Source organism: Pseudonocardia sp. Ae150A_Ps1 (assembly GCF_001932315.1).
Taxonomy (GTDB): domain Bacteria; phylum Actinomycetota; class Actinomycetes; order Mycobacteriales; family Pseudonocardiaceae; genus Pseudonocardia.
Genome location: NZ_MCIJ01000001.1, coordinates 920,656 through 944,911, shown reverse-complemented (window position 1 = coordinate 944,911; position 24,256 = coordinate 920,656). Strand labels below are relative to the sequence as shown.

General features: G+C 73.7%; 24 protein-coding genes. 12 read left to right on the top strand and 12 right to left on the bottom strand.

Annotated elements, in window-relative coordinates:
- The first annotated feature begins 48 nt into the window (after nucleotides 1–48).
- Both Ae150APs1_RS04050 and Ae150APs1_RS33285 read left to right on the top strand, forming a co-directional pair.
- Nucleotides 49–624, top strand: a complete 576-nt coding sequence (locus tag Ae150APs1_RS04050; RefSeq protein ID WP_010226950.1) for a class I SAM-dependent methyltransferase — start codon at nucleotides 49–51, stop codon at nucleotides 622–624.
- Nucleotides 625–851: 227 nt separating this feature from the next.
- Nucleotides 852–1,109, top strand: coding sequence for a hypothetical protein (locus Ae150APs1_RS33285; RefSeq protein WP_249266207.1), 258 nt, complete (start codon nucleotides 852–854; stop codon nucleotides 1,107–1,109).
- A gap of 95 nt (nucleotides 1,110–1,204) precedes the next feature.
- Here Ae150APs1_RS33285 and Ae150APs1_RS04040 read toward each other — a convergent pair whose 3' ends face one another.
- The 3 genes from Ae150APs1_RS04040 to Ae150APs1_RS04030 all read right to left on the bottom strand — a co-directional run bounded on the left by Ae150APs1_RS04040 (nucleotide 1,205) and on the right by Ae150APs1_RS04030 (nucleotide 3,090).
- Nucleotides 1,205–1,918 (bottom strand): CoA pyrophosphatase, encoded by a 714-nt coding sequence (locus Ae150APs1_RS04040; protein WP_083679925.1) that lies wholly within the window; start codon nucleotides 1,916–1,918, stop codon nucleotides 1,205–1,207.
- A gap of 33 nt (nucleotides 1,919–1,951) precedes the next feature.
- The gene (locus Ae150APs1_RS34525) at nucleotides 1,952–2,338 is read right to left on the bottom strand and encodes a VOC family protein (protein ID WP_060575746.1); all 387 of its coding nucleotides are present in this window, start codon (nucleotides 2,336–2,338) and stop codon (nucleotides 1,952–1,954) included.
- A 185-nt stretch (nucleotides 2,339–2,523) separates the two neighbouring features.
- Nucleotides 2,524–3,090, bottom strand: coding sequence for a TetR/AcrR family transcriptional regulator (locus Ae150APs1_RS04030; RefSeq protein WP_075295878.1), 567 nt, complete (start codon nucleotides 3,088–3,090; stop codon nucleotides 2,524–2,526).
- A gap of 83 nt (nucleotides 3,091–3,173) precedes the next feature.
- On the opposite strand from Ae150APs1_RS04030, the gene Ae150APs1_RS04025 reads away from it, so the two are divergent.
- Both Ae150APs1_RS04025 and Ae150APs1_RS04020 read left to right on the top strand, forming a co-directional pair.
- Nucleotides 3,174–4,001: an oxygenase MpaB family protein gene (locus tag Ae150APs1_RS04025; RefSeq protein ID WP_139316798.1), complete on the top strand. Its 828-nt coding sequence runs from the start codon at nucleotides 3,174–3,176 to the stop codon at nucleotides 3,999–4,001.
- 23 nt (nucleotides 4,002–4,024) lie between these two features.
- On the top strand, nucleotides 4,025–5,191 hold the full coding sequence (locus Ae150APs1_RS04020; RefSeq protein ID WP_075295876.1) for an acyl-CoA dehydrogenase family protein: 1,167 nt from the start codon (nucleotides 4,025–4,027) through the stop codon (nucleotides 5,189–5,191).
- Here Ae150APs1_RS04020 and Ae150APs1_RS04015 read toward each other — a convergent pair.
- Together Ae150APs1_RS04015 and Ae150APs1_RS04010 are read right to left on the bottom strand one after the other, a co-directional pair.
- Nucleotides 5,185–6,567 (bottom strand): acyl-CoA synthetase, encoded by a 1,383-nt coding sequence (locus Ae150APs1_RS04015; protein WP_075295874.1) that lies wholly within the window; start codon nucleotides 6,565–6,567, stop codon nucleotides 5,185–5,187. The two genes, Ae150APs1_RS04020 and Ae150APs1_RS04015, sit on opposite strands and share 7 nt — an antisense overlap.
- A gap of 22 nt (nucleotides 6,568–6,589) precedes the next feature.
- Nucleotides 6,590–7,879, bottom strand: a complete 1,290-nt coding sequence (locus Ae150APs1_RS04010) for an SLC13 family permease (protein ID WP_075295872.1) — start codon at nucleotides 7,877–7,879, stop codon at nucleotides 6,590–6,592.
- Nucleotides 7,880–7,993: 114 nt separating this feature from the next.
- Between Ae150APs1_RS04010 and Ae150APs1_RS04005 the strand changes: the two genes are divergently transcribed.
- On the top strand, nucleotides 7,994–8,743 hold the full coding sequence (locus Ae150APs1_RS04005) for an IclR family transcriptional regulator (RefSeq protein WP_083679924.1): 750 nt from the start codon (nucleotides 7,994–7,996) through the stop codon (nucleotides 8,741–8,743).
- A 69-nt stretch (nucleotides 8,744–8,812) separates the two neighbouring features.
- Here Ae150APs1_RS04005 and Ae150APs1_RS04000 read toward each other — a convergent pair whose 3' ends face one another.
- Complete coding sequence (locus Ae150APs1_RS04000) at nucleotides 8,813–11,620, bottom strand: aconitate hydratase (protein WP_075295868.1); 2,808 nt, start codon at nucleotides 11,618–11,620, stop codon at nucleotides 8,813–8,815.
- A 333-nt stretch (nucleotides 11,621–11,953) separates the two neighbouring features.
- Here Ae150APs1_RS04000 and Ae150APs1_RS31885 point away from each other — a divergent pair, with 333 nt between their 5' ends.
- From Ae150APs1_RS31885 to Ae150APs1_RS03985, 3 genes are all read left to right on the top strand, one after another.
- On the top strand, nucleotides 11,954–13,330 hold the full coding sequence (locus Ae150APs1_RS31885) for an NlpC/P60 family protein (protein ID WP_060575752.1): 1,377 nt from the start codon (nucleotides 11,954–11,956) through the stop codon (nucleotides 13,328–13,330).
- 77 nt (nucleotides 13,331–13,407) lie between these two features.
- Nucleotides 13,408–13,920 (top strand): peptide-methionine (S)-S-oxide reductase MsrA, encoded by a 513-nt coding sequence (msrA, locus tag Ae150APs1_RS03990; RefSeq protein ID WP_075295866.1) that lies wholly within the window; start codon nucleotides 13,408–13,410, stop codon nucleotides 13,918–13,920.
- Between the two features lie 195 nt (nucleotides 13,921–14,115).
- Complete coding sequence (locus Ae150APs1_RS03985) at nucleotides 14,116–14,748, top strand: DUF4234 domain-containing protein (RefSeq protein ID WP_249266206.1); 633 nt, start codon at nucleotides 14,116–14,118, stop codon at nucleotides 14,746–14,748.
- A 19-nt stretch (nucleotides 14,749–14,767) separates the two neighbouring features.
- Here Ae150APs1_RS03985 and Ae150APs1_RS03980 read toward each other — a convergent pair whose 3' ends face one another.
- Nucleotides 14,768–15,337 (bottom strand): L,D-transpeptidase, encoded by a 570-nt coding sequence (locus Ae150APs1_RS03980; protein ID WP_060576602.1) that lies wholly within the window; start codon nucleotides 15,335–15,337, stop codon nucleotides 14,768–14,770.
- 334 nt (nucleotides 15,338–15,671) lie between these two features.
- On the opposite strand from Ae150APs1_RS03980, the gene Ae150APs1_RS03975 reads away from it, so the two are divergent.
- Nucleotides 15,672–16,265: a hypothetical protein gene (locus Ae150APs1_RS03975; RefSeq protein ID WP_075295864.1), complete on the top strand. Its 594-nt coding sequence runs from the start codon at nucleotides 15,672–15,674 to the stop codon at nucleotides 16,263–16,265.
- 14 nt (nucleotides 16,266–16,279) lie between these two features.
- Here the strand turns inward: Ae150APs1_RS03975 and Ae150APs1_RS03970 are convergent, their stop codons facing one another.
- From Ae150APs1_RS03970 to Ae150APs1_RS03945, 5 genes are all read right to left on the bottom strand, one after another.
- Nucleotides 16,280–17,110: an alpha/beta fold hydrolase gene (locus Ae150APs1_RS03970; RefSeq protein ID WP_139316797.1), complete on the bottom strand. Its 831-nt coding sequence runs from the start codon at nucleotides 17,108–17,110 to the stop codon at nucleotides 16,280–16,282.
- Between the two features lie 31 nt (nucleotides 17,111–17,141).
- On the bottom strand, nucleotides 17,142–17,771 hold the full coding sequence (locus Ae150APs1_RS03965; RefSeq protein WP_075295862.1) for a TetR family transcriptional regulator: 630 nt from the start codon (nucleotides 17,769–17,771) through the stop codon (nucleotides 17,142–17,144).
- Nucleotides 17,764–19,692 (bottom strand): MFS transporter, encoded by a 1,929-nt coding sequence (locus Ae150APs1_RS03960; protein WP_249266205.1) that lies wholly within the window; start codon nucleotides 19,690–19,692, stop codon nucleotides 17,764–17,766. Before Ae150APs1_RS03960 ends, Ae150APs1_RS03965 begins: the two co-directional genes overlap by 8 nt.
- Nucleotides 19,693–19,793: 101 nt before the next feature.
- Complete coding sequence (locus Ae150APs1_RS03955; RefSeq protein WP_083679922.1) at nucleotides 19,794–21,062, bottom strand: ATP-binding protein; 1,269 nt, start codon at nucleotides 21,060–21,062, stop codon at nucleotides 19,794–19,796.
- On the bottom strand, nucleotides 21,059–21,676 hold the full coding sequence (locus Ae150APs1_RS03945) for a response regulator transcription factor (RefSeq protein ID WP_075295856.1): 618 nt from the start codon (nucleotides 21,674–21,676) through the stop codon (nucleotides 21,059–21,061). Before Ae150APs1_RS03945 ends, Ae150APs1_RS03955 begins: the two co-directional genes overlap by 4 nt.
- Nucleotides 21,677–21,805: 129 nt before the next feature.
- On the opposite strand from Ae150APs1_RS03945, the gene Ae150APs1_RS03940 reads away from it, so the two are divergent.
- From Ae150APs1_RS03940 to Ae150APs1_RS03925, 3 genes are read left to right on the top strand one after another with little or no spacing between them, the layout of a single operon-like run.
- A complete protein-coding gene (locus Ae150APs1_RS03940; RefSeq protein ID WP_075295854.1) occupies nucleotides 21,806–21,997 on the top strand; it encodes a hypothetical protein in 192 nt (63 codons plus the stop codon).
- A 43-nt stretch (nucleotides 21,998–22,040) separates the two neighbouring features.
- The gene (locus tag Ae150APs1_RS03930; RefSeq protein WP_083679920.1) at nucleotides 22,041–23,219 is read left to right on the top strand and encodes an IS3 family transposase; all 1,179 of its coding nucleotides are present in this window, start codon (nucleotides 22,041–22,043) and stop codon (nucleotides 23,217–23,219) included.
- The gene (locus Ae150APs1_RS03925) at nucleotides 23,210–24,127 is read left to right on the top strand and encodes an iron ABC transporter substrate-binding protein (protein WP_075295852.1); all 918 of its coding nucleotides are present in this window, start codon (nucleotides 23,210–23,212) and stop codon (nucleotides 24,125–24,127) included. The genes Ae150APs1_RS03930 and Ae150APs1_RS03925 overlap by 10 nt, the downstream gene beginning before the upstream one ends.
- Nucleotides 24,128–24,256 lie beyond the last annotated feature (129 nt).

The window sequence follows — 24,256 nt, the reverse complement described above, 5'->3', positions numbered from 1 at the left end:
TAGCCTAGCGACTCCCGGCCGCCGGGCGGGCGCCCTAGCGTCGCCTGCATGGCGATGAACGTTCTCCATCAGCGGATCTGCCGCTCCGACTCGTGGGCGGACCGGATGCACGGCACGACGCTGCCGTGGGCGACCCGGGGTGTCGACCTCGCCGGTGAGGTGCTGGAGATCGGGCCCGGCTACGGCGTCACCACCCGGTGGCTGGCCCCGCGCAGCGGTGCGCTCACCGCGCTCGAGGTGGACCCGGTGATGGCCGCCGACCTGCGCGACGGGCTGGGGCGGGAGCTGGGCGTCGACGTCCGGCACGGCGACGGTGCGGCCCTGCCGTTCCCGGACGGGAGCTTCGACGCCGTCGTCTGCTTCACGATGCTGCACCACGTACCGACGCCCGCCGAGCAGGACCGGCTCTTCGCCGAGGCCACCCGGGTGCTGCGCCCCGGCGGGACGTTCGCGGGCATCGACTCGCGGCTCAGCCTGCGGTTCCGGCTGATCCACGTCGGCGACACGATGACCGTCGTCGACCCGGACGGGCTGCCCGCCCGGCTGGCCGCGGCCGGGCTGGCGGAACCCGGCACCGAGCTGGGCGGGCGGTCGTTCCGCTTCCGGGCCACCCGTCCGTCCTGACGGTTACGGTGGCCGCATGACCACCGACTGGCGCGACGACGGCGTCCGCGTGATCCCCGGGGACGCGCTCGACACGAACACCCCGCAGACGCCGGGGATGAACCGGGCCGCGGCGGTCACCCACGACCGCGTCGGGTCGGGTCGGGTCGGAGAAGCTGTGGGCCGGGACGGTCACGATCCACCCCGGTGCCCGCACCGGTGCGCACCACCACGGCGAGCTGGAGAGCGTGATCTACGTGGTCCGCGGGCGGGCCCGGATGAAGTGGGGCGAGAACCTGGAGTTCACCGCGGAGGCCGGGCCGGGCGGGTTCATCTTCGTGCCGCCGTACGTCCCGCACCAGGAGATCAACGCGCTCGACGACGAGCCCCTGGAGTGCGTGCTGACCCGCTCCGGGCAGGAGCCGGTCGTGGTGAACCTCGACATCGACGGCGTCGCCGATCCCGAGCACGTGCCGTGGGTCGATCCGGGACACCCGCACCCCTGACCCGACTCGTCCGCACCCGGACCGTCCCCGCCGAGATGCGGCTCAGCGCTCTCCGCCGGTCTTTCCGGCGACGCTGAGCTGCATCTCGGCGGGAGTCAGTCGGGGCGGCGGGCGAGCTCCTCCCAGACCTGTTCCGGGCCGGGCGTCCAGGGACGGTGCCACCCGCCGAACCGGAGCACGGCGTCGAGCACCTCGCCGGTGTAGCCCCACACGACGTCGTCGCCGACCCGGAAGCCCGGGCCCCGCCACCGCCCGCCACCGGCGCGCAGCGCGAACCGGTGCGCCGGGTCGGCGAGCGAGGCCAGCGGCACCCGCAGCACCGCTTCGGTCTCCCGGGGGTCGACGGCGGCCAGCGGCCCGGGGGTGTGCCCGTGCGCGAGCACCGCGGTCACGTGGAAGCCGGTGAGCAGGACGAGCCGGGGGAACAGCGCGACCGCGTCCACCCCGGACGGACGCAGGCCCGTCTCCTCGACGGCCTCGCGGACCGCGGTCGCGACCGGGTCGGCGTCGCCCTCGTCGCGGCGCCCGCCCGGGAACGACATCTCCCCGGAGTGGTGACGCAACCGGCGGGCCCGGCGTTCCAGCACGACCTCCGGCCCGTCGTCGCCGAGGGCCAGCAGGACGAGCACCGCCGACTGCCGGGGCCCGACGTGGTCGGCCGGATGGTCGTTGCGGCTGATGTCGCCGGGCTGCGCGGTGCCGAGCCCGGCGAGCAGCGGATCCATCCAGGACGGAGCCCGGCCGGGGTGTACCCGTGCTGCGTCGAGCCAGCGGCGGGCCCGGGCGACGGTCGCGTCGTCGTCGATCACGACGACAGTCTGGCCGCCCGGGCGCGCGCCGTCCTACAGATAGGGCTGCGTGATCATCTCCAGGTGATGACCGGCCGGGTCCCGGAAGTACACCCCGCGGCCGCCGTGCCCGTGATTGATCTCCCCGGGCAGCGTCTGCTGCGGATCGGCCCAGTGCTCGACGCCGTCGGCGACGAGCCGGCCGTAGGCCCGGTCGAACAGCTCGTCGTCGACGAGGAACGCGTAGTGCTGCGGCTGGACCTCCGGGAACCGGTCCTCGGGCAGGTCGGCGAACTGGATCAGCACTCCGCCGTCGAGCAGCAGGTTGGTGAAGGGCCCCCAGGACGGGGCCTCGGCCGCCTCGAACACGTGGCGGAAGAACGCTGCCGAGACCGAGCGGTCCCGTGCGGCGACGATGGTGTGGTTGAACGTGCAGGTCATGGATCTCCTCCGGGTCGGTGCGGGACCGCGCGCGGAGACACGTGGAAGGAGAGCTGCGCCCACGGGCCCGTGCGGGAACGCCGACGACGCATGGCGTCGGCGGGTGCGGGGACTCCTTCCGGCTGGGCCCATCGGGGGCGCACCGCCGACGCTAGCAGCGCGCCGGCCGCGCGTGCGAGCGTGAGTCAGCCGCGCTGCACCGCCACCAGCAGCGCCGTGCACCGGTCGACGAGATGCGCACGGTCCACGGGGAGGTCACCGGCGGTCCACGAGCCGAGCACCCGGGCGAGCCCGCCCACCGCGAACGCCCCGAGCAGGTCGTCGGGGTCCGGCCGGCGCTCGACGAACAGCCGCACGAACAGCCTCGCGGTCTCGGCGTGCCGGGCCGCCTGGGCGGGGCCGAACAGCACGCGTCCCTTGCGGGGGTCGTCCACCACCACCCCGACGATCGCCTCGACCCCGGCCCGCACCCGTGCCTCGTGCGGGCCCGGGGCGCCGTCGACGGCCCCGGCCGCGGCGCGGGCCACCTCGTCGACGACGGCGTCGTAGACCGCGGCGGCGAGTGCGTCCCGGTCGGTGAAGCTCTCGTAGAAGTAGCGGGTCGCGAGCCCGGCCCCGCGGCAGGCGGCGCGCACGGTCAGGTCGCCGCCGGGCGTGCCGAGCAGCTCCAGCCCGGCACCGACCAGCTGCGCCCGCCGGTCCGCGCGGCGCCGGTCGCCGTCCACGCCGCCGTAGGTCCGCAGGTCGCTCACCGTGCCGATGGTGCCCGCTTGCCGACCGCCCGGCAATCTGAGTACGGTCGTTCTCAGATCCCGCACCGCTGCAGGAGGTCCCGATGACGGTCGTCGCACCCGCCCGGATGCCGCGGACGGCCCGCGATCTCGTGCTCGGGCCTGTCCTGCTCTCGGCGACCGCCAACGTGATCATGGAGCTGTCCCTGCCGCCGGTCGGCCACGGCGTCCGGGAGAGCCGGGTGACCAGCGGCAACCTGTTCGAGCACCCGGTCCACCGGTTCCGGACGACGAACACGTATCTCGGCGTCGCGCTGCTCGGCACCGACGACGACAGGCGCGCCTACCGCCGGGCCGTCGGCCGCTCGCACGCCCGGGTCGTCTCCACCGCGGAGAGCCCGGTGGCCTACCGGGCCACCGACCGGGACCTGCAGCTCTGGGTTGCGGCCTGCCTGTACCGGGCGTTCGAGGACACCTGGGGGCTGCTGGTGGGGGAGCCCGGCATGCGGCTGCCCGACGACGTCTACCGCGAGTGCGCCGCCCTCGGCACGACACTGCAGGTCCGGCCCGAGCAGTGGCCGGCCGACCGCGACGCGTTCGACGAGTACTGGGCGGCCGGGCTCGCCGACGTCGCGATCGACGACCGGATGCGTGCGTACTTCGGTCGCCTGCTCGACCGCGAGTACCTCGGCCCGGCCGGCCGGATCGGCGCCGCGCGCCACCGCTGGTACACCACCGGCTTCCTGCACGAGCCGTTCCGGAGCATGCTCGGCCTGCCCTGGTCCGACGACGACCGGCGCGCGTTCGAGCAGCGGATGCGGCGGACCGGCGCGATGCTGTTCCGGCTCCCGCCCGCCGTGCGCCGGCTGCCCTACAACGCCTGCCTGACCGACATGCGCGTGCGCCGCCGGCTCGGCCGGCCGCTCGTCTGAGACCGATCCCGAGAGGACGCCCGATGGACTTCGCGCTGCCCGAGACCGCCCTCGCCGTGCAGGAGGGCGTCCGCGCGATCGGCGCCCGGCACGACCACGCCTACTGGTCCCGGCTGGAGGACGAGCACCGGTTCCCGTGGGAGGTGTGGGAGGAGCTCGCCGCGGGCGGCTGGCTCGGGCTGACCGTCCCGGAGGAGTACGGCGGCGGCGGCCAGGGGATGCTGGAGCTCGCCGTCGCCTGCGAGACCCTCGCGGCGTCCGGCGGCACCGCGGGCACCTTCCTCTACATCCTCACCCCGGGCTTCGGCGCGACCACCCTCGCCCGGCACGGCACCGCCGAGCAGAAGGCCCGGCTGCTGCCCGGCCTGGCGTCCGGCGAGCTGCACTTCTGCATGGCGCTGACCGAGCCCGACGCGCTGAGCATCCGCACCCGGGCGGTCCGCGACGGCTCCGACTTCGTGATCGACGGCCAGAAGATCTGGATCTCCGGCCTGGAGAACGCCGACTGGATGGTCGCGATCACCCGCACCACCCCCGCCGCCGACGCCCGTCCCCGGACCAGCGGGTTCACCCTGCTGCTGGTCGACGTGAAGGAGGCCGTCGCCGCCGGGACGTTGCGGTACACGCCGATCCCGAAGATGGGCTCGAACGTCGTGACCTCCAGCCAGGTCTTCCTCGACGGCGTCCGCGTCCCGGAGAGCCACGTGATCGGCGAGGTCGACGCCGGTTTCGCGGTGCTGTGGGACGTGCTCAACCCGGAGCGGATCCTCGCCGCCGCGGGCGGGGTCGGGTCCGCCGACGCCGCGCTCGACGTCGCCGTCCGCTACGCCCGCGACCGCGAGGTGTTCGGCCGCCCGATCGGCGCCAACCAGGCCGTGCAGTTCCCGCTGGCCCAGATCAAGGCGAAGACCGAGCTGGGCAGGCTGATGACCTACAAGGCCGCGTGGCTCTACGACCAGGGACAGCCCTGCCACGCGGAGACCAGCATCGCGAAGCTGACCGGCGCCCAGGTCGGCTGGGAGGCGGCCGAGCGGGCGTTCCAGACGTTCGGCGGGATGGCCTACTCCAAGGAGTACCCGGTGGAACGGTTGTTCCGGGACGCCCGCATCGCGCGGAACATCCCGGTGTCCGAGGAGCTGGTGCTCGCCCACATCGGGACCCAGGTCCTCGGACTCCCGCGGAGCTACTGACCGAGCAGCTTCTTCTGCACCTTGCCCATCGGGTTGCGGGGCAGCGCGTCGACGAACACGACCTCGCGCGGCCGCTTGTGCCAGGACAGCTGCGACGCGACGTGGTCGATGAGCGCCTCCGCCGTGCCCTCACCGACGACGAAGGCGACTATCCGCTGGCCCAGGTCCGGGTCCGGGGCCCCGACGACGGCGACCTCGGCGACCCCGGGGTGGTCCATCAGCACGGCCTCGATCTCGCCGGACCCGATCCGGTACCCGCCGGACTTGATCAGGTCGGTGGACTCGCGGCCGACGATGCGGTGGAACCCGCCCGGCTCGCGTACGGCGAGGTCGCCGGTGCGGAACCAGCCGTCGCCCGCCCAGCACTCGTCGTTCGCGTCGGGGCGGTTGAGGTAGCCGCCGAACAGCATCGGGCCACGGACCTCGAGCCGCCCGACCGTCTCGCCGTCGTCGGGGACCTCGCCGGTCTCGCCGTCGGCCGCGGGCAGCAGCCGGGTCTCCGCGCCGGGGACCGGCATGCCGACCCAGCCCGCGCGCCGCTCGCCGGACGCCCGTGCGCTCAGGGTGATCATGGTCTCGGTCATGCCGTACCGCTCGACCGGCGCCTGCCCGGTCAGACCGGCGATCCGCTCGAACAGCGTCGCCGGCAGCGGCGCGCTGCCCGAGACCAGCAGCCGGGCCCGGCCGAGCGCCCGCGCCGACTCCGGGTCCTCCACGATCCGGTTCCAGACCGTCGGGACGCCGAAGTACATCGTCCCGCCGGCCGCGGCGTAGCGGGCCGGCTGCGGCTTCACCGTGTGCACCACCCGCGAGCCGCGGCGCAGCGCCCCGAGCACGCCGAGGATCAGGCCGTGCACGTGGAACAGGGGGAGGCCGTGCACGACCGTGTCGTCCGGGGTCCAGTCCCAGACGTCGAACAGGCCGTCCAGGCCGGACGCGATGGCCCGGCCGGAGAGCTGCGCGCCCTTCGGGGCGCCGGTGGTCCCCGAGGTGTAGAGCAGCATCGCCGTGTGCTCGGGGTCGATCTCGCGGAGGGAGACCGCGGCGCCGCCCGGGACGACCGCGGGCAGGTCGACGCCGTCGGGGCGGTCCCCGGCCCACGCCGTCGCACCGGAGTCGCGCAGCACGTGGCCGCGCTCGGCCGGCCCGGAGTCCGGGGGGACCGGCACCACGGGGACGCCGGCCAGGATGCAGCCCGTGACCGCGACGACGGTGTCGAGCGACGCCGTCGCGTGCACCGCGACCGGGCCGTCACCGGGGATGCCCGCGGCGAACCGGCCGGCGCGGTCGACCAGCTCCGCGCGGGACACCGCCTCGTCGCCGACGACGACGGCACGGTCGAGGTCGTGACCCGAGGTGAGCGAGGTGAGGAACAACTGCGAACTCCTGACGTGACGGTTAGACGGCCATCGCGGGCAGCACGAGCGCACCGACCAGCGCGAGCGGGCCGATCACGACCATGGACAGGCCCCAGCGGGTCAGCAGCGCGGTCATCCGCGGCCGCTCGTCGGGGTCGACGGTGGTCGCGACCAGCGTCGCACCCACCGTGGAGAACGGCGACACGTCCACGATGGACGAGCAGACGCCGAGCGCGCAGATCAGGGCCCAGCCCGGGAGCCCACCCTGCTGGACCAGCGGGATCGCGAGCGGGACGAGCGCGGCGAGGATGCCGGTCGTCGACGCGAACGCCGACACCAGCCCGCAGACCGCGCAGATCACGAACGCGGCGAGCAGCGGCACGGTGAGCTGCGCAGCGAGGTCGCCGAGCAGGTCGACCGCGCCGATCTCCTGCAGCACGCCGACGTAGGTGATGATCCCGCCGACGAGCAGCACGGTCGACCAGTCGATCTCCTTCAGCGCGCCGCGACCGTGGTCGGGGTCGATGAGGGTGAGGGCCGCGCCGAAGGCGAAGGCGAGGACACCGACGTCGGGCTCGTTGCCGAGCACCGCGAGCACGACGACGGCCGCGACCAGGCCCAGCATCGCCGTCACCGTGATCAGGTGGATCGCCCGGAACGGCTCGCGAGCGACCGGCGGCTCGTCGTCCCCGAGCTCCGGACCGGCGCCCCCACCGGTGGTGACGGCAGTCCGGGACCGGCTGCGGGAGCCGAACATCAGGTACGACACGGCCAGCAGCACCAGGTTCGCGACGATCGCGACCGCGAACAGGGCCAGCGGGTTCAGCGGGATCCCTGCCGTGTTCGCGGTGCCCCAGGTGACGATGCCGAACAGCGACGTCGGCGCGAAACCGCCCGTGGAGAGCCCGGTGCCGATCGCGAGCGCCATCAGCATCGGGTCGATCCCGCGGCGGTGCGCGACCGACATGCCGATCGGGGCCATGACCAGACCGCCCAGCGGCGAGCCCATCGCCGAGACGACGCCGGTGAGCACGAAGAACGTCAGCGGCAGCGCGCCGCTGCGGTCGCCCACCACGACCAGTGCCCGGTCCACGAGACGGCCGATCGTGCCGTTGGCCTTGGCGATCCCGAAGAAGAACGTGACGCCGACCAGCAGGATCAGGATGTCGACCGGGAACCCCGAGACGATGTCGTCGAGGGCCAGGCCGGCGACGAGCAGGCCCATCCCGGCGGCGGCCGCGAACATCACGATGCCGATGTGCGAGCGCCGAACCTCGGCGATCACGAACACCGCCGCGAACACCGCCAGCGCGATGATCTGTACCGCCACGTGCCTACCCCCGTTGGTATGCGTCCTTGTCGTATCGGTCTATCAGGTGGCACAGTGGTTCGCTGAATGGACCGACGACGGGACCGTAATCACTCGTCCGTGAGGGGTCAAGCAGTGGCGGCGACGAACAGCGTGGTCTCGGCGGTGCGGGTGATCGAGGCCGTCGGCCAGCGGCAGCCGATCGGCCTGTCCGATCTCGCCCGGGCCGTCGGGCTGCCGAAGTCCACGGTGCAGCGGACGCTGCTGACGCTGGCCGAGGTCGGCTGGTGCACCACCGACGACGTGTCGCGCTGGCGGCTGACCTACCGCGCGTTCGCCGTCGGGAACCAGGCCCGCGACGCCGGCGGCCTGCGCGACCGCGCGCTGCCCGTGCTGCACGAGCTGCAGCTCGTCACGGGGGAGACGATCCACCTGGCGGCACCGGACGGCCGGGACCTCGTCCTCATCGAGCGGCTCGACACCGCGCACCGGCTGCGTGCGTTCCTGCCGCTGGGCCACCGGATCCCGCTGCACGCCTCGGCGACCGGGCAGGCGTACCTCGCCGCGTGCCCCGACGCCGAGATCGACGTCTACCTGCACGGGCCGCTGCCGCCCTCCACCCGGTTCACGGTCACCGACCCGGACACGCTGCGGGACCGGCTGGCCGGTGTCCGTGAGCGCGGGTGGTCGGTGAACCCGGAAGGGCTCTCCGACGGCATCGCGGCGGTGGGGGCGGCGATCGTCGGGACCGACGGCCGTCCGGTCGGCTCGCTGTCGGTGTCCGGCCCGACCGTCCGGATGACCGCCGACGTGTTCGACGACCACGGCCGCGCCGCCGTCGACGCGGCCCGGCGGATCTCCCGCGAGCTCGGTGCCCCGGGCTGACCCGCCCGACGCGACGGAGCCCGCCACCCCGGGACGGGATGACGGGCTCCGCGTGTGGTGGTGTGCGCGTCAGCTCTTCAGCATGCCCCGGAGGACGTACTGCAGGATGCCGCCGTTGCGGTAGTAGTCCGCCTCACCGGGGGTGTCGATGCGGACCTTGGCGTCGAACTCGACGGTCTCGCCCGACGTCTTCGTGGCGGTCACGTGCACCGACTTCGGGGTCTTCCCGTCGTTCAGCTCGGTGATGCCCGCGACGTCGAAGGTCTCGGTGCCGTCCAGCCCGAGGCTCCGGGCCGACTCGCCCTCCGGGAACTGCAGCGGGATGACACCCATGCCGATCAGGTTCGACCGGTGGATCCGCTCGAAGGACTCGACGATCACGGCCTTGACGCCCAGGAGCGCGGTGCCCTTGGCCGCCCAGTCGCGCGACGACCCGGAGCCGTACTCCTTGCCGCCGAGCACGACCAGCGGGGTGTCCTGGGCGGCGTAGTTCTGCGCGGCATCGTAGATGAACGCCTGCGGCGCGCCGTCCTGGGTGAAGTCCCGCGTGTAGCCACCGGAGACGTCGTCCAGGAGCAGGTTGCGCAGCCGGATGTTCGCGAACGTGCCGCGGATCATCACCTCGTGGTTGCCGCGCCGCGAGCCGAAGGAGTTGTAGTCCTTCTTCTCGATGCCGTTCTCGTCGAGGTACTGCGCGGCCGGGGTGCCCGGCTTGATCGCGCCGGCCGGCGAGATATGGTCGGTGGTGACCGAGTCGCCGAGCAGGGCGAGCACCCGGGCACCGGCGATGTCGGAGACCGGCGACGGCTCGGAGGCCATGCCCTCGAAGTACGGGGGCTTCCGGACGTAGGTGGACTGCTGGTCCCACTCGAAGGTCTGCCCCTCCGGGGTGGGCAGCGCGCGCCAGCGCTCGTCGCCGCGGAAGACGTCGGAGTAGTTCTTGGTGAACATGTCCGAGTCGATCGCGGAGTCGACGACCGAGGTGATGTCCTCGCTCGACGGCCAGATGTCGCGCAGGAAGACGTCCGTGCCGTCCGAGCCCTGCCCGAGGGGCTGGGCCTCGAAGTCGAAGTCCATCGTCCCGGCCAGCGCGTAGGCGATGACCAGCGGCGGGGACGCCAGGTAGTTCATCTTGACGTCCGGGTTGATCCGGCCCTCGAAGTTCCGGTTGCCCGACAGCACCGACACGACGGTGAGGTCGTTGTCGTTGACCGCCTGCGAGATCTCCTCCGGCAGCGGGCCGGAGTTGCCGATGCAGGTGGTGCAGCCGTAGCCGACCAGGTTGTAGCCGAGCTTGTCGAGGTAGGGCCAGAGGCCGGCCTTCTCGTAGTAGTCGGTCACGACCTGCGAGCCCGGGGCCATCGAGGTCTTGACCCACGGCTTGGTGGTCAGGCCCTTGTCGACCGCGTTCTTGGCCAGCAGCGCGGCGCCGAGCATGACGCTCGGGTTCGAGGTGTTGGTGCAGGAGGTGATCGAGGCGATCACGACCGCGCCGTGGTCGAGCACGAACTCGCCGCGCGAGGAGGACCTCACTGTGACCGGCTTGGACGGGCGGCCCTCGCCACCGTTCGCGGCGGAGTGCACGACCGGCGCGGCGTCGTCGTCGGCGAAGCTCAGCGCCGGGGCGTCGCTGGCGGGGAACGACTCGTCGCCCGACTCGTCGACCCCACTGAGGGTGCCCTCGGCGGCCTCGTCGTCGGTGTAGTCGTGGACCGACTTGCGGAACGCGGGCTTCGCCTCGGACAGCTCGATGCGGTCCTGCGGGCGCTTCGGGCCGGCGATCGACGGCTTCACCGTCGACAGGTCCAGCTCCAGGGTCTGCGAGTAGACCGGCTCGTGCACCGGGTCGTGCCAGAGCCCCTGCTCCTTGGCGTAGGCCTCGACGAGCGCGATCTGCTCGGCGGAGCGGCCGGTCAGCTTCAGGTAGCGGACGGTCTCGTCGTCGATCGGGAAGATCGCGGCGGTGGAGCCGAACTCCGGGCTCATGTTGCCGATGGTCGCGCGGTTGGCCAGTGGCACCGCGCCGACGCCCGCACCGTAGAACTCGACGAACTTGCCGACGACACCCTCGCGGCGGAGCATCTCGGTGATCGTCAGGACCACGTCGGTGGCGGTCACGCCGGTCGGGATCTCACCGGTCAGCTTGAAGCCGAGCACCTTCGGGATGAGCATCGAGACGGGCTGGCCGAGCATGGCGGCCTCGGCCTCGATGCCGCCGACGCCCCAGCCCAGCACACCGATGCCGTTGACCATCGTGGTGTGCGAGTCGGTCCCGACCAGGGTGTCGGGGTACGCCTGCCCGTTGCGGGGCATGACCACGCGGGCCAGGTTCTCGATGTTGACCTGGTGCACGATGCCGGTGCCGGGCGGGACGACCTTGAACTCGTCGAAGGCGCTCTGGCCCCAGCGCAGGAACTGGTAGCGCTCCTTGTTGCGGCCGTACTCGAACTCGATGTTCTTCTCGAACGCGTCGGCGGTGCCGAAGAAGTCGATCATCACCGAGTGGTCGATGACCAGCTCGGCCGGCGCGAGCGGGTTGACCTTGGCGGGGTCGCCGCCCATCTCGGTCACGGCCTCGCGCATGGTCGCGAGGTCGACCACGCAGGGGACACCGGTGAAGTCCTGCATGATCACGCGGGCGGGGGTGAACTGGATCTCGGTGTCCGGCTCGGCCTGCGGGTCCCAGTTCGCCAGGGCGTTGATGTGGTCCGCCGTGACGTTGGCCCCGTCCTCGGTGCGGAGCAGGTTCTCGAGCAGGACCTTCAGGCTGAACGGCAGGCGCTGCGAGCCCTCCACCGCGGAGAGCCGGAAGATCTCGTAACCGGTGCCCCCGACGTCGAGCTGTCCTCTGGCGCCGAAGCTGTCGGTGCTGGCCACTTGGTGGTCCCTCCCGTGGTGGTGGGCGTGCTGCGTCCGGTTTCGGTGAGCGGCAGGCCGTTCGCGACCGGGCTGCTCACCGGCGTCGTGTCGGAGTCTCGCGCACCGCCTCTGACGCGGCAGCGCGGACCCTGGTGACCCAAATAGTACGCCTGTCCTATAAGCCGCGCGAGGCGGGTGTGGTGCCCGTCGCGTCGCCCGAGCGGCGGACGGGAGCGCTGCGCCCGGTGTGTCGCACGTGGTCGGCGGGGCAGGAGTGGCACCCTTCGTCGCGATCAACGGGCCCTCGCACCCCGAGCGCGGCCCGTACCCGCTCCGAGGGGAGGACGACGCGTGACGCGCAAGCGTGTGCCGACGGCCGTCGGCGTGCTGGCGCTGCTCGGCGCCGTGCTCCTCGCGACGCCGTCGGTCGGTGCGGCGGGTGTCGTCACCACCGCGGCGACGACCGTTCCCGGAGCGCCGGCACAGCCGCCGCCCCCGCCGCCCAACCCGGGCGACGACGAGCTGGAGCAGAGCCGGCAGGGCGTGCAGGAGCGGACCGCGGAGGTCGGCAGGCTCACCGCCCGGCTCGCCGAGCTCGACGGGCAGCTCGAACAGCTGCAGATCCAGGTCGCCGCCCGCAACGAGGAGGCGCTCGAGGCCCGCGACACCGCGGACACCGCGGGCCGGGAGGCCGAGTCGGCCGCGGCCCGCGCGCTCGACGCCCGCCGGGCCACCGAGGAGGCGGGTCGCGCGGTCGACGACGCCCGGACCCGGCTCGACTCGTTCGTCGGCGACGTCTACACCCACGGTCTCGACCTCGGCCCGCTCGGACTGCTGTCCCGGGCGACCGACCCGCAGGACCTCGTGGACCGCGCGCGGCTGACCGACGCGCTCAGCGAGGACCAGGCCGCCGTGCTGGAACAGCTGCAGCAGGCCCGGATCGCCCAGGCCAACGCGGACTCGCTCGCGCGGGCCGCGCAGGAGGAGGCCGACCGGCGGCGCGCCGCCGCCGAGGAGGCGTCGGCCGCCGCCGACGACGCGCTGGCCTCCGCCGCCGCGTCCGCCGACGAGCAGCAGGGCCGCCTCGACGGCGTGCGGGCCGAGCGGGCAGGCGTCCAGGCACGTCTGGACGCGGCCGAGAACGCCGACGCCGGGCTGCGTGCCCAGCGGCAGCGGTTCGACGCCTGGCAGGCCGAGCAGGCGCGGCTGCAGGCCGAGGCCGACCGGCGTGCCCGGCAGGAGGCCCGCAGCCGGGTCGCGCGGGAGGAGGCGCCGTCGGACTCCGGGCCGGCACCGCGCCGCACCGGGTCGTCCGCGGTCGAGATGGTGATCGACCGCGCGATGGCGCAGATCGGCACGATCTACGCCTGGGGCGGTGGCAACTCCCGCGGCCCGACCACCGGCATCCGCGACGGCGGCGTCGCCGACTCCTACGGCGACTACAACAAGGTCGGCTTCGACTGCTCGGGGCTGATGCTCTACGCGTTCGCCGGCGCCGGCATCGACCTGCCGCGCTACAGCGGGAACCAGGCGGACGCCGGCGAGCAGGTGTCGATCTCGGACATGCAGCGCGGCGACATGCTCTCCTGGGCGGAGAACGGCCGGACCCACCACATCGCGATGTACCTGGGCGACGGCAAGATGATCGAGGCGCCGTACTCCGGGGCGCGGGTGAAGATCTCGCCGGTGCGCTACGACGGGCTGAACAAGGTCACCCGGCTGCTCTGAGGGCCGCGGTCCCCGCGGAACATCGGGGACGCGGTCGTCGTTGGACCGGGCGGAACCGACACAGGGAGGTCAGATCGATGACCGAGACCGGGATCCTCGCCGGCGGCTGCTTCTGGGGCGTGCAGGAACTCCTCCGTGTGCGCCCGGGCATCGTCTCCACCAGGGTCGGGTACTCCGGCGACCCGAACACCCCGAACGCGACCTACCGCGACCACGGCGACCACGCCGAGGCCGTCGAGATCGTGTTCGACCCCGAGCGGATCGGCTACCGGGAGATCCTGGAGTTCTTCTTCCAGATCCACGACCCGTCGACGAAGGACCGGCAGGGCAACGACGTCGGGCGCAGCTACCGCTCCGCGATCTACTACACGACCGAGGAGCAGAAGGCGGTCGCGCTCGACACGATCGCCGACGTGGACGCCTCGAAGCTGTGGCCGGGGCCCGCGACCACCGACGTGGTCGCGGCCGGTGACTTCTGGGAGGCCGAGCCGGAGCACCAGGACTACCTGCAGAAGTACCCCTACGGCTACACCTGCCACTTCCCGCGCCCGGACTGGGTGCTGCCGAAGCGGGCGGCCAGCACGAGCTGACCCGCCACACCGCACGGGGCCGGTCCGCGACGACGTCGCGGGTCGGCCCTGGCCGTGTGCAGAGCCCGATTCGTCACTTCTGATGAGATGCGGCCGGCACCCTGGCCGCCCGGTTAACGACACCGCCGCAACCCTCGAACCTGCAGTGACGAGCGCGGTCGCCGACACCACGCTCCCTGCAGATCGGAAGCGTCGATGACCCGGCCGCAGTACCCGTCCGACCCGCACCTTCCCCCGTCCGGGGTGCGCCCGCCCATGGACCCGCGGCACCAGCCGGACCCGCGGTACCAGCCGGACCGGCGGTACCAGGCGGGACAGCGAACCGGTGCAGGGTCGTACGGCGGGACGGCCGCACCGGTGGCCGGAGGACACCCCGGCACGGGAATCGAGCCGTGGCGTCCCGGCGAGCTCGCCGCCCCCCAGCGCGCTGCGACCGGTCTCGCCATGAAGCGTCGGCACCCCGTGGCCGCCTGGCTCGGACTTCCGCTGATCACCCTCGGGATCTACAGCCTGGTCTGGTATTACAAGATCCACCGGGAGATGGCCGAGTTCGACCCCCGCCGTCAGGTCCCGGTCGCCGGCCCGATGCTCGTCCTCCTCCTTCTGGGGTGGACGGTGATCGCTCCGCTGATCTCCTTCTACAACACCGGTCGACGCATCGCCGACGCGCAGCGGTCCGCCGGTCTGGCCGTGACCTGCAACCCGGTCGTCGGGCTGCTCCTCTGCTTCGTGTTCGGGCTGCAGACGCTGTACTACCAGGCCGAGCTGAACCGCATCGTCGACGCCTACCGCGTCCCGGAGCGCACCCAGGTCGTGCTCGCCCGCTGACCCCGCCCGAGGCCGGGTGTCAGGCCCGCCCGCGGGCCTCCGCGCGGTGCCCGTTCTCGACGGACCCCCGCACGACCTGGACCTTGTCGCCGATCTGCAGGGTGTCGAAGAACCGCTTCGCGTCGGCCCGCTGCAGCTTCACGCAGCCGGCCGACTCGCGGGACAGGTCACCGCCGTGGAAGGCGACGCCGCCGTCGGCGAAGAACACCGAGTACGGCATCCGCGCGGGCCGGCCGTCGGGGCCCGGGTACTCGCCGCTGCGGTGGTCGGCCTCCTTGCGGTAGACGCGGAAGGAGTGCCCGACCGGGGTCTCCTTGCCGGCCTCTCCCGTCGTGACCCGGAACGGGCCCCGCTCGACCGTCCCGCCGGACACGAGCCACGCCTGCCGCGTCTCGAGATCGACGCACGCCCGCACCGACGCCGAGCAGGGCGTGCCGGGCGCCGCGGGCTCCGCGTGCGCGGCCGCGGCGACCCGGCTCTGCTCGGGATCGGCCGTCGCGACCGCCGTGCCGCCGAGCCCGACACCGGTCACCAGGACCAGGCCGGTCACCACCGCCGCCCGGCGTCGCCGCCGCTCACGGTCACCCATCGCGCACCGTCCCTCCGCCGTCGCGTCCCCCCCCTCACCCGGACGGGTGGTGTCGCGGACCGACCTCCGGTGGACGCCCCCGGTGCGGCGGCGGTTGTCGCGGAACCCGGTCCCGCGACGAGAGGGAGGTCAGGGGCGGCGAGCGGGCGGCCCGGAGCGACGACGGTGCGCCGACCTGCGTCCTGACCCGGTGTGACGTGCGCCGGTCGTGGACCGCGTCACGCGTGATCCTCGTCGCGAGACGATGTCTCGAAGCAATAACGGGGGTACTTCTCGGTGATCGGGTCCTCACCGGCGGTCGTGGGACCCGACGACCTGATCTCGAGGAGGAACGATGCGCACAGCCGACGGCCCGGGACGCACCGGCCCACGGCCCGCCCCGGGCAGCGCCGACCGGATGCGCCGCTCGGCGGCCCGCTGGGAGGACGTGCTGGCGGTCGGGCTCGGCCTGCTCGTCGCCGTCGGCCTGCTCGTCGCCTGGATGGCGGGGACCTCAGCGCACGGCACCGTCGTCGAGCGTGGCGCCACCGAGTCCGCGGAACGCACCGCGGTGCCGGCGCAGGTCACCGACCGGACGACCGCGGTGAGCGACATGCAGACCGGTCAGCAGGCCGTCACCGTCGGCTGGACCGCTCCCGACGGAGCGGCGCGCAGCGGGGAGACCTCGGTCCCCGGGCTCTACCAGGTGGGGGACCGGATCACGGTCTGGGTGGGGCCCGACGGTGAGCTGACGCCGCCGCCGTCGACCCCCTCGGACGCCGTGACGGTCGGCGCGGCGGCCGCGTTCATGACGCTCGTCGCCTGGGGCGTGGTGCTGGCGGGTGCGGGCCATCTCGGCTTCCGCTGGACCGCGCGCCGGTTCGCGCACGCGTGGCAGGTCGACTGGGCCGACCACGAGCCGCACTGGTCGGGCCGCCGCCGCGCCTGACCCCTCCCCGGCGCTCAGCCCCCGGTGGCCCGGCGTGCCCAGGACACCAGCTCCGGCACGGTCGCGCCGGGCTCGCGGGCCCAGCCGAAGTGCGGGCGCCTGCCGCCGGCCGGGAGCCGGCGGCGCGTGACGTCGGCGGAGCGGAACATCCCGATCAGCGCCTCCGCCGACGCGGGCGGGGCGAGCCGGTCGCCCTCGAAGGTCACTCCCAGGACGGGCAGGTGGACGGCCGCGATCGACGGTCCGTGGTCGACCCGCGGGGTCCCGAACGCCAGCCGCCCCGTCCGGGCCCACCGGCCCCAGTCGGCCATCTGGCCGCGCGCCTCACGCCCGGCGAAGCCGACCCGGGCGCCGGGGAAGTGCCCCAGCAACCGCGACGTGGCGACGGCCGCCTGGGTCCGCAGCAGGTGCACCGGCCCCCACGCCCGCCAGTGCACGCTGCCCGACGCGACGAGCGCGAGGCCCTCGACCCGGTCCGGGTGCCGGGCGGCGTACGCGGCCGCCAGGTGCCCGCCGAGGCTGTGCCCGACGAGCAGCACCGGCGCGCCGGGCAGCTGCTCCCGCACCGTGTCGACGGCGGCGGAGAGGTCGCCGACGAGGTCGTCGTAGCCGTGGTCGTTCCGGCGTGACGGCGGGGGAGCGGGCCGGGCCTGGTGCCCGCGCAGCTCGGTGACCGCGGCGGACGTCCCGGCCTCCCGCAGCGCGGTGAGCAGCGGCGTGTAGAACGACGCCCGCATCCCCATGGCCGGCACGACCAGCAGGACGGGCGCCGCCGGGTCGTCGGCGGCGTGCACGGTCAGCTCGAGCGGCGCCGGTGTGGGCAGCGCCAGGGTCGTGACGGTCACGCCCGTGATGATCCCCGGCGGCCCGGCCGGATCAGGCCGGGGCCCCGGCGACGGCGCGCAGGCCACCGTCGAACACGGCCATCGCCTCGTCGACCAGCTCGGTGAGCTCGGGCCCGCGCGGATCGGGGCCGTGGTCGCCGAGCCAGTGCTGCACCGCCACCCGCAGCCCGGTGACGGCCGCGGCCGCGGCGAGCGTCGGGAACAGGTCCCGGGCCGGGTCGGTCCCGGTCCGGGTGACGACGGCGGCGGCGAGCGCCTGCTCCTGCGCCGCGAACGCCGCCATGTGGTGCGCCACGACGGTCGGGTACTCGCGCAGCGCCCGCATCTGCCGGACCCGGCCGAGATAGCCGGGATCGGTGACGACGGCGCGCAGCGCGTGCCGGAGCGCCACGACGACCGGCTCGTCGTCGGGCCGGGTGGTGAACGCGGCCACCAGGGTGTCGGCGGTCGCCGCGTTCCCCGCGACGATCGCCTCCTCCTTCGAGGTGAAGTAGTTGAAGAAGGTGCGCGGGGCGACGTCGGCGGCGTCGGCGATCTGCTTGACGGTCACCTGGTCGAGACCGCGTTCGCTGCACAGCTGCAACGCCGCGGCGGCCAGCGCCGCCCGGGTCGCGGCCTTCTTCCGTTCCCGGCGCCCGGGCGGCGCCTGCTGCTCAGACACGGTCGGCCCGCGCGTTCTCCCGTGCCGGCCGGTCGATCACCGAGACGACCTCGGGCCGGACCGGCCCTGCCGAGGGGGCCAGGTCGACGTCGAACCGCAGGCCGGTCGCGGGGACGGTCAGCCGGTGCGCGGCGGGCCGGCCGTCCCACCGGTAGACCGTGGAGACGGTGCCGGTCGCGACGCAGACGCGGTACCGGCCGTCGTCGTCGGCGCGGGTGCGGCCGACCTCGGTCCCGTTGCGGTCGAGGACGGTGAGGACCGCCCCCGGTGCGGGGACCCCGTCGGCGCGGACGACGCCGTGCAGCACCGGGCCGGGCGCCGCGCCGTGCGTGTCGTCGCGGCGGACCGCCGGTGCCGCGGCTGTGCCCTCGGCCGGGGTCTCCGGCTCCAGGTCGATGGTGTCGCGCAGCGGCTGCTCGCGCAGGAACAGGATCGCGATCAGCGCGAGCAGACCCAGCGGCGCGGCGACCAGGAAGATCTCCGCGATCGCGTGGCCGTAGGAGTCCATGACGATCGAGCGGACCGGCTCGGGCAGCTCCGCGATGTTCGGGACCTGACCGCCCTGCGTGGCCCCGCCGCCGTCGACACCGGCTGCGGCGAGCCCCGACGACGTCCGCGTCGCGACCACCGAGGCGAGCAGCGCGCCGAGACCGGCGACGCCCGCCGAGCCACCGAGGGACCGGAAGAAGGTCACCGTCGAGCTGGCGGCGCCCATGTTCCGCAGCGCCACGGTGTTCTGCACGGCCAGCACGAGGTTCTGCTGGGTCATGCCGACGCCGAGGCCGACCAGCAGCATGGCGAGCCCGACCTGCCAGTAGGGCACGGTCGAGGAGATGACCGTGGCGCCGAGGGTGAGGCCGGCGGTGAGGAACACGCCGCCCATCACGAGGCAGCGCTTCCAGCGCCCGTAGCGGCTGATCAGCTGTCCCGCGACGTTCGAGGCCAGGAACATGCCGACGATCATCGGCAGGGTGAGCACGCCGGCCTCGGTCGCCGTGGCGCCCCGGGCGAGCTGGAAGTACTGCGACAGGAAGATCGTCGAGCCGAACATCGCGACGCCGACGAAGAGGCTGGCGACGGTGGCGAGCACGAACGTCCGGTCCCGGAACAGGAACGGCGGGACGACCGGGTCCTTGGCGCGGCGCTCGACGAGGACCGCCAGCGCCAGCAGCACCACACCGCCGCCGACCAGGCCGAACGACAGCGGCGACGACCACTCGAACTGCTTGCCGCCGAGCGAGGTCCACAGCAGCATCGCGGAGACGCCCGCCGCGATGAGCAGGGCGCCGACGTAGTCGATCGAGACGTCGTCGCGGCGCTCGGTCGGGACGTTCAGCGTGCGCTGCAGCACGACCAGCGAGATCGCGGCCAGCGGGACGCCCACGAAGAAGCACCAGCGCCAGCCGAGCGGGGAGTCGACGATGACGCCGCCGAGCAGCGGGCCGCCGACCACCGCGAGCGACATGATCGCCGACAGGTAGCCCATGTACCGGCCGCGCTCGCGCGGGGTGATGATCGCCGCGATGACGACCTGGGTCAGCGCCTGCAGCCCGCCCATGCCCAGGCCCTGGAGCACCCGGAAGCCGATGAGCTGCGAGGTCTCGGTGGCCAGGCCGCACAGCAGCGAGCCGATCAGGAAGATCCCGATCGCGGCCTGGACGAGCAGCTTCTTGGAGTAGAGGTCGGCGAGCTTGCCCCAGATCGGGGTGGACGCCGTCATCGCGAGGAGCGAGGCCGAGACGACCCAGGTGTACTCGGCCTGGGTACCACCCAGGTCGCCGAGGATCCGCGGCAGCGCGTTGGACACGATCGTGCTGGAGAGCACGCCCACGAACAGGGCCATGAGCAGACCGCTGAGCGGGAGCAGCACGGCGCGGCGGTGGGCGGCGGCCTCCTCCGGAGAGCGAGTAGTTGACGTCACGCAACTATCGTACGCGGCGAACGTGCACGATGCGCAAGTTTGCCGAGAGTGCGACGGCGCACATCACGCACACATCGGTCGCGCGCCCCGCCCGTGCGGGGTCAGCGGCCGTCCGGGAGGTCGACGGTCACCGTGGTCCCGCTGCCCGGGGCGCTGCGGACGGTGACCTCCCCACCGGCGTCGCGGGCGGCGTCGCGCACGAGCAGCAGGCCGATGTGCCCCGGCTCGGGGCCACGGCCCGGGTCGAACCCGGTGCCGTCGTCGGTGACGGTGAGCCGGGCCCGGCCATCCCCGACCGCGAGGTCCACCCCCACGGTCGACGCCGCCGCGTGCGCGCGGACGTTGCGCAGCAGCTCGCCGGCGATCCGGTGCAGCAGGACCGCGGTGGCGTCCGGGAGGCCCGCCGCGCCGGGGACGGCGACGCTCGCGCGCGGCTCCCCGCCGGCGGCCAGCCGGTGCAGCGCGTCCGGGAGACCCGCCGCGTCGACGTCGGCGGGGAGCAGGTCGTCGAGAACCGAGCGGATCCGGAGCACGCCGTCGCCGACGGTCTTCCGTGCCCGGCTCACCAGCTCCGGCCGGGCCGGGGCGAGATCCAGCATCAGCCCGGCCGAGGCCAGGCCGGGGAGGACGTCGTCGTGCAGGCGGCGGGCCAGGTCGCGGCGTGCGAGCTCCCCGGCGGCGAGCCCGTAGCGGGCCGCGTCCCGGCGCTCGATCCGTTCCCGCTCCCGGCGCCGCGCCAGCGCGACCGACAGCGGCAGCACCGCGAGTGCGACGGCCAGCAGCCCGCCCACCACGGGTGGCACCAGCAGGCCCACGGCGCGAGCCGTCGAGCCCTCGACGTCGACCGGGACGTAGACCTCCACCCGGGCCGGCCGACCCGCCGCGTCGGTGAACCCCAGGAACACCTCGCGCAGCCCGCCGCCCTGCTCGAAGCGGTGCTCGGGGTCGTCGGGCACCGCGAGGACGACGGCAGCGCCACCGTCGAGCCGGGCGGCCAGGTCGGGATCGAACCGCCGGGTGAACCCCTCCAGCCGCGGCTCGTCGGAGAACACCACCCGCGCCGACGGGCCCTCCACCAGCCAGATCTTCACCCGGCTCACCATGCCGACCGTCCGGAACGGGGCGAGGTCCGCCAGCAGCCGGTCCCGTGCCGCCGGGCCGGCGGCGGCCAGGTCGCGGTCCGCCAGCGGCACGACGACGGCCGCGGCGACCCGGCGTGAGACCTGCTCCGCCCGTCGCTCCGCCTCGTCGTGGGCCAGCCACCAGACCCCGGCGGTGACGAGCGCGCACACCAGGGCCGCTGCCGCGACGGTGCCCAGGACGTGCCCGAGCAACGCCCGCCGGACCGGGTGCGGGCCGGTCCGGCTCATCGGCCGCCGGCCAGGGGCTCGCCCTCCGGATCGAGCGCGACCAGGCCGAGACGTTCGGCCGTGACCACCGCCTCCAGCTGTGAGCGGGCGTCGAGCTTGCCGAGCAGCGCCCGGACGTGGTCGCGCACCGTGTGCACGGACAGTGCGAGCTCGTGGGCGATGCGGGTCGCGTCGCGGCCGCGGGCCAGCGAACCGAGGACGTCACGCTCGCGCGGGGTCAGGTGCGGGAGCTCGAGGACGGCCGTCCCGTGCACGGTCCTGCCGGCCGCGACGGTGCGGACCGCGGCGACGATGCCGGCCAGTGGCGTCTCCTTACCCAGGAAGCCCGCGGCCCCCGCCGCGCGCGCCCGGCGGGCGGGCTCGGGGCGCGGGTGCGCGGTGAGGACGAGTGCCCGGGCACCCGCCGCGTGCGCGACCGGGAGCAGGCTGAGACCGCCACCGGGGAGGCGGACGTCGAGCACGACGACGTCGCAGCCGTCGAGCAGGGCGCGCGCCGCGTCGACCGTGTGCGCCACACCGGTGACGCCGATCCCGGGTTCGGCCCCCAGGCCGAGGACGAGCAGGTCGGTGAAGGACCGGTGGTCGTCGACCAGCAGCACCCGCAGCACGGCCACGCACCCCCTCAATTCTCGGGAGATCCCCCCGCCGTCGACCGAGGTTAGCCTGCCCTCGCCCGGAACGGGAGTGATCGGACACCCGACGCGTTCCGGACACCCCGTCATGAGAATCCGGAGGACTCCGACGTGATCCGATCCCCGAAGCGCGGCCTGGCGGCGGGCGCGCTGCTCGCCGTCTCGCTGCTGGTCACCGCGTGCGGTGGCGGCGCCCCCGCTCCGGCCGAGCCGGCGGCGAGCCCGGCCGCCGAGGGGCCACGCACCCTGACCCTCTACTCCGGACGGGATGATGTTGACCCCGCTCGGCGGACGCAGAAGTGAGGAGACGTAGGGTCCGACGATCTTGTGAAGGAGATCGTCCGTCGTGCCGAAGCCCTACCAGCCGGAGTTCCGGCGACGCGCCCTTGATTTGCTGGCCTCGGGACGCTCAGTGCGTGATGTGGCGACGTCGTTGGGCATCGCGGAGTCGTGCCTGCATCGCTGGAAGTCCCGGGATCTGCTCGAGCGCGGACTCAAGACCCCGATCCCGGAGCAGGTCGAGTCCGCCGCGCTCACCGCGGCCGAGGCGCGGATCGCCGAGCTGGAGACCGAGGTCAAGATCCTGCGTAAGGCGGCGGTCGCAGTGGAGAAGGTGGTGCCCCCAAAAGCCCGGTTCGCCCTCGTCGCGGAACTGGCCGCTGAGGGCGTACCGGTGAAGCAGGCCTGTCTGTCCCTCGGGGTGTCCCGGGCGGGCTTCTACGAAGCTCGTAGTCGCCCACCCTCGGCACGCACGATCCGACAGGCCTGGCTGGTCGATCAGATCACCGCGGTCCACGAGGCCTCCCGGCAGACCTACGGGGCACCGAGGATCCGCGCCGAACTCGTCCTGGGCCAGGGCGTGGTCGTGTCCCGCAAGACCGTCGCAGCGTTGATGCGCCGCGCCGGCCTTGCCGGGCTCCCATTGCGGCGCAGAGCGAAACGGGTCCCTCCCGCGAAGACCGTGACCGACCTGGTCAAGCGGAACTTCCGGCGCGACGGCCCGAACCAGCTCTGGGTCACCGACATAACCGAGCACCCCACCCGCGAGGGTAAGCTCTACTGCTGCGTGGTCCTCGACGCCTTCTCCCGGCGGGTCGTCGGATGGGCCATCGACTCCCGTCAACGAGCGGACCTGGCCACCTCCGCGCTCGGGATGGCAATCGACTCGCGCGGCACCAGCGGGCAGGTGCCCGGCGGGATCATCCACGGCGATCACGGCACCCAATTCACCTCATGGACCTTCACCGAACGGGCCCGCAGAGCGGGCCTGCTGCCCTCGCTGGGCAGCGTCGGCGACCCCTACGACAACGCCGTCGCCGAGGCCTTCTGGGGCCGAATGCAGACCGAGCTGCTCGACCGGCAGCGCTGGCGCACTCGCATCGAGCTCGCGAACGCGATCTTCGAGTACATCGAGGGCTTCTACAACCGTCGCCGCCGACACTCCGCACTGGACTGGATGAGCCCCGAACAGTTCGAGACCATTAGCCGCCCGCCGGGTCTGATCTCCTCACCGGCGTGTCCGTGAACCGGGGTCAACATCAGGACGAGGAGCTGATCGCCCCGCTGATCCAGCAGTTCCAGCAGCAGAGCGGGATCACCGTCGACACCCGCTACGGCTCCACCACCGAGCTGGCCGCGCAGATCCAGGAGGAGGGCGACGGCACCCTGGCGCAGGTCTACCTGTCCCAGGACGCGGGCGCCCTCGGCGTCCTCGCCGGGGCCGGGCGGTTCGCGCCGCTGCCCGCCGACGTCGCCGGTGCCGTGCCCGCCGGGTTCACCTCCACCGACGGGACGTGGGTCGGGCTGACCGGCCGGGCCCGCGTCGTCGCCTACGACAGCCAGGACGTCCCCGAGGCGGAGGCGCCGGGTGACGTGCGGGAGCTGACCGACCCGAAGTGGCGTGGGCGGGTCGGGTACGCACCGACCAACGCGTCGTTCCAGGCGTTCGTCACGGCCATGCGGGTCACCGACGGCGAGGAGGCCACCCGGCAGTGGCTGACCGCGCTGGCGGCGAACGAGCCGCAGGTCTTCGAGCGCAACGGTGCCGTGCTGGAGGCGGTGGAGGCGGGCACCGTCGACGCCGGGCTGATCAACCACTACTACTGGACCAGCGCGGAGACCCCGATGCAGCGCGCGAAGCTCCGGTTCGGGGATCCGGGCACCGCGAGCGCGCTGGTCAACGTCACCGGCGCCGGCATCCTCACCGGGGCGGCGCAGTCGGCCGAGGCGCAGGAGCTCGTCCGGTTCCTGGTGTCCGAGCCCGCGCAGCGGTACTTCGCCGAGGAGACCACCGAGTACCCGCTGGTCGCGGGCGTGCCGGGACCCCAGGGCGTGCCGGCGCTCGCCGAGCTCGCGGGTCCCGAGCTCGACCTGTCCGATCTCGCCTCGCTGGACGAGACCACCCGGATGATGACCGAGGCCGGGCTGCTCTGAGCACACCCGTCACCGTCCGCCCGGCCGGGGCCCCGGAGCACACCGCTCCGGGCGTCCCGGCCGCGCGGCGCTCCCGGACCCCGCGGACGCTGGCGGCCGCCGGGGCGTCCGTCGCCGCACTCGCCGCGC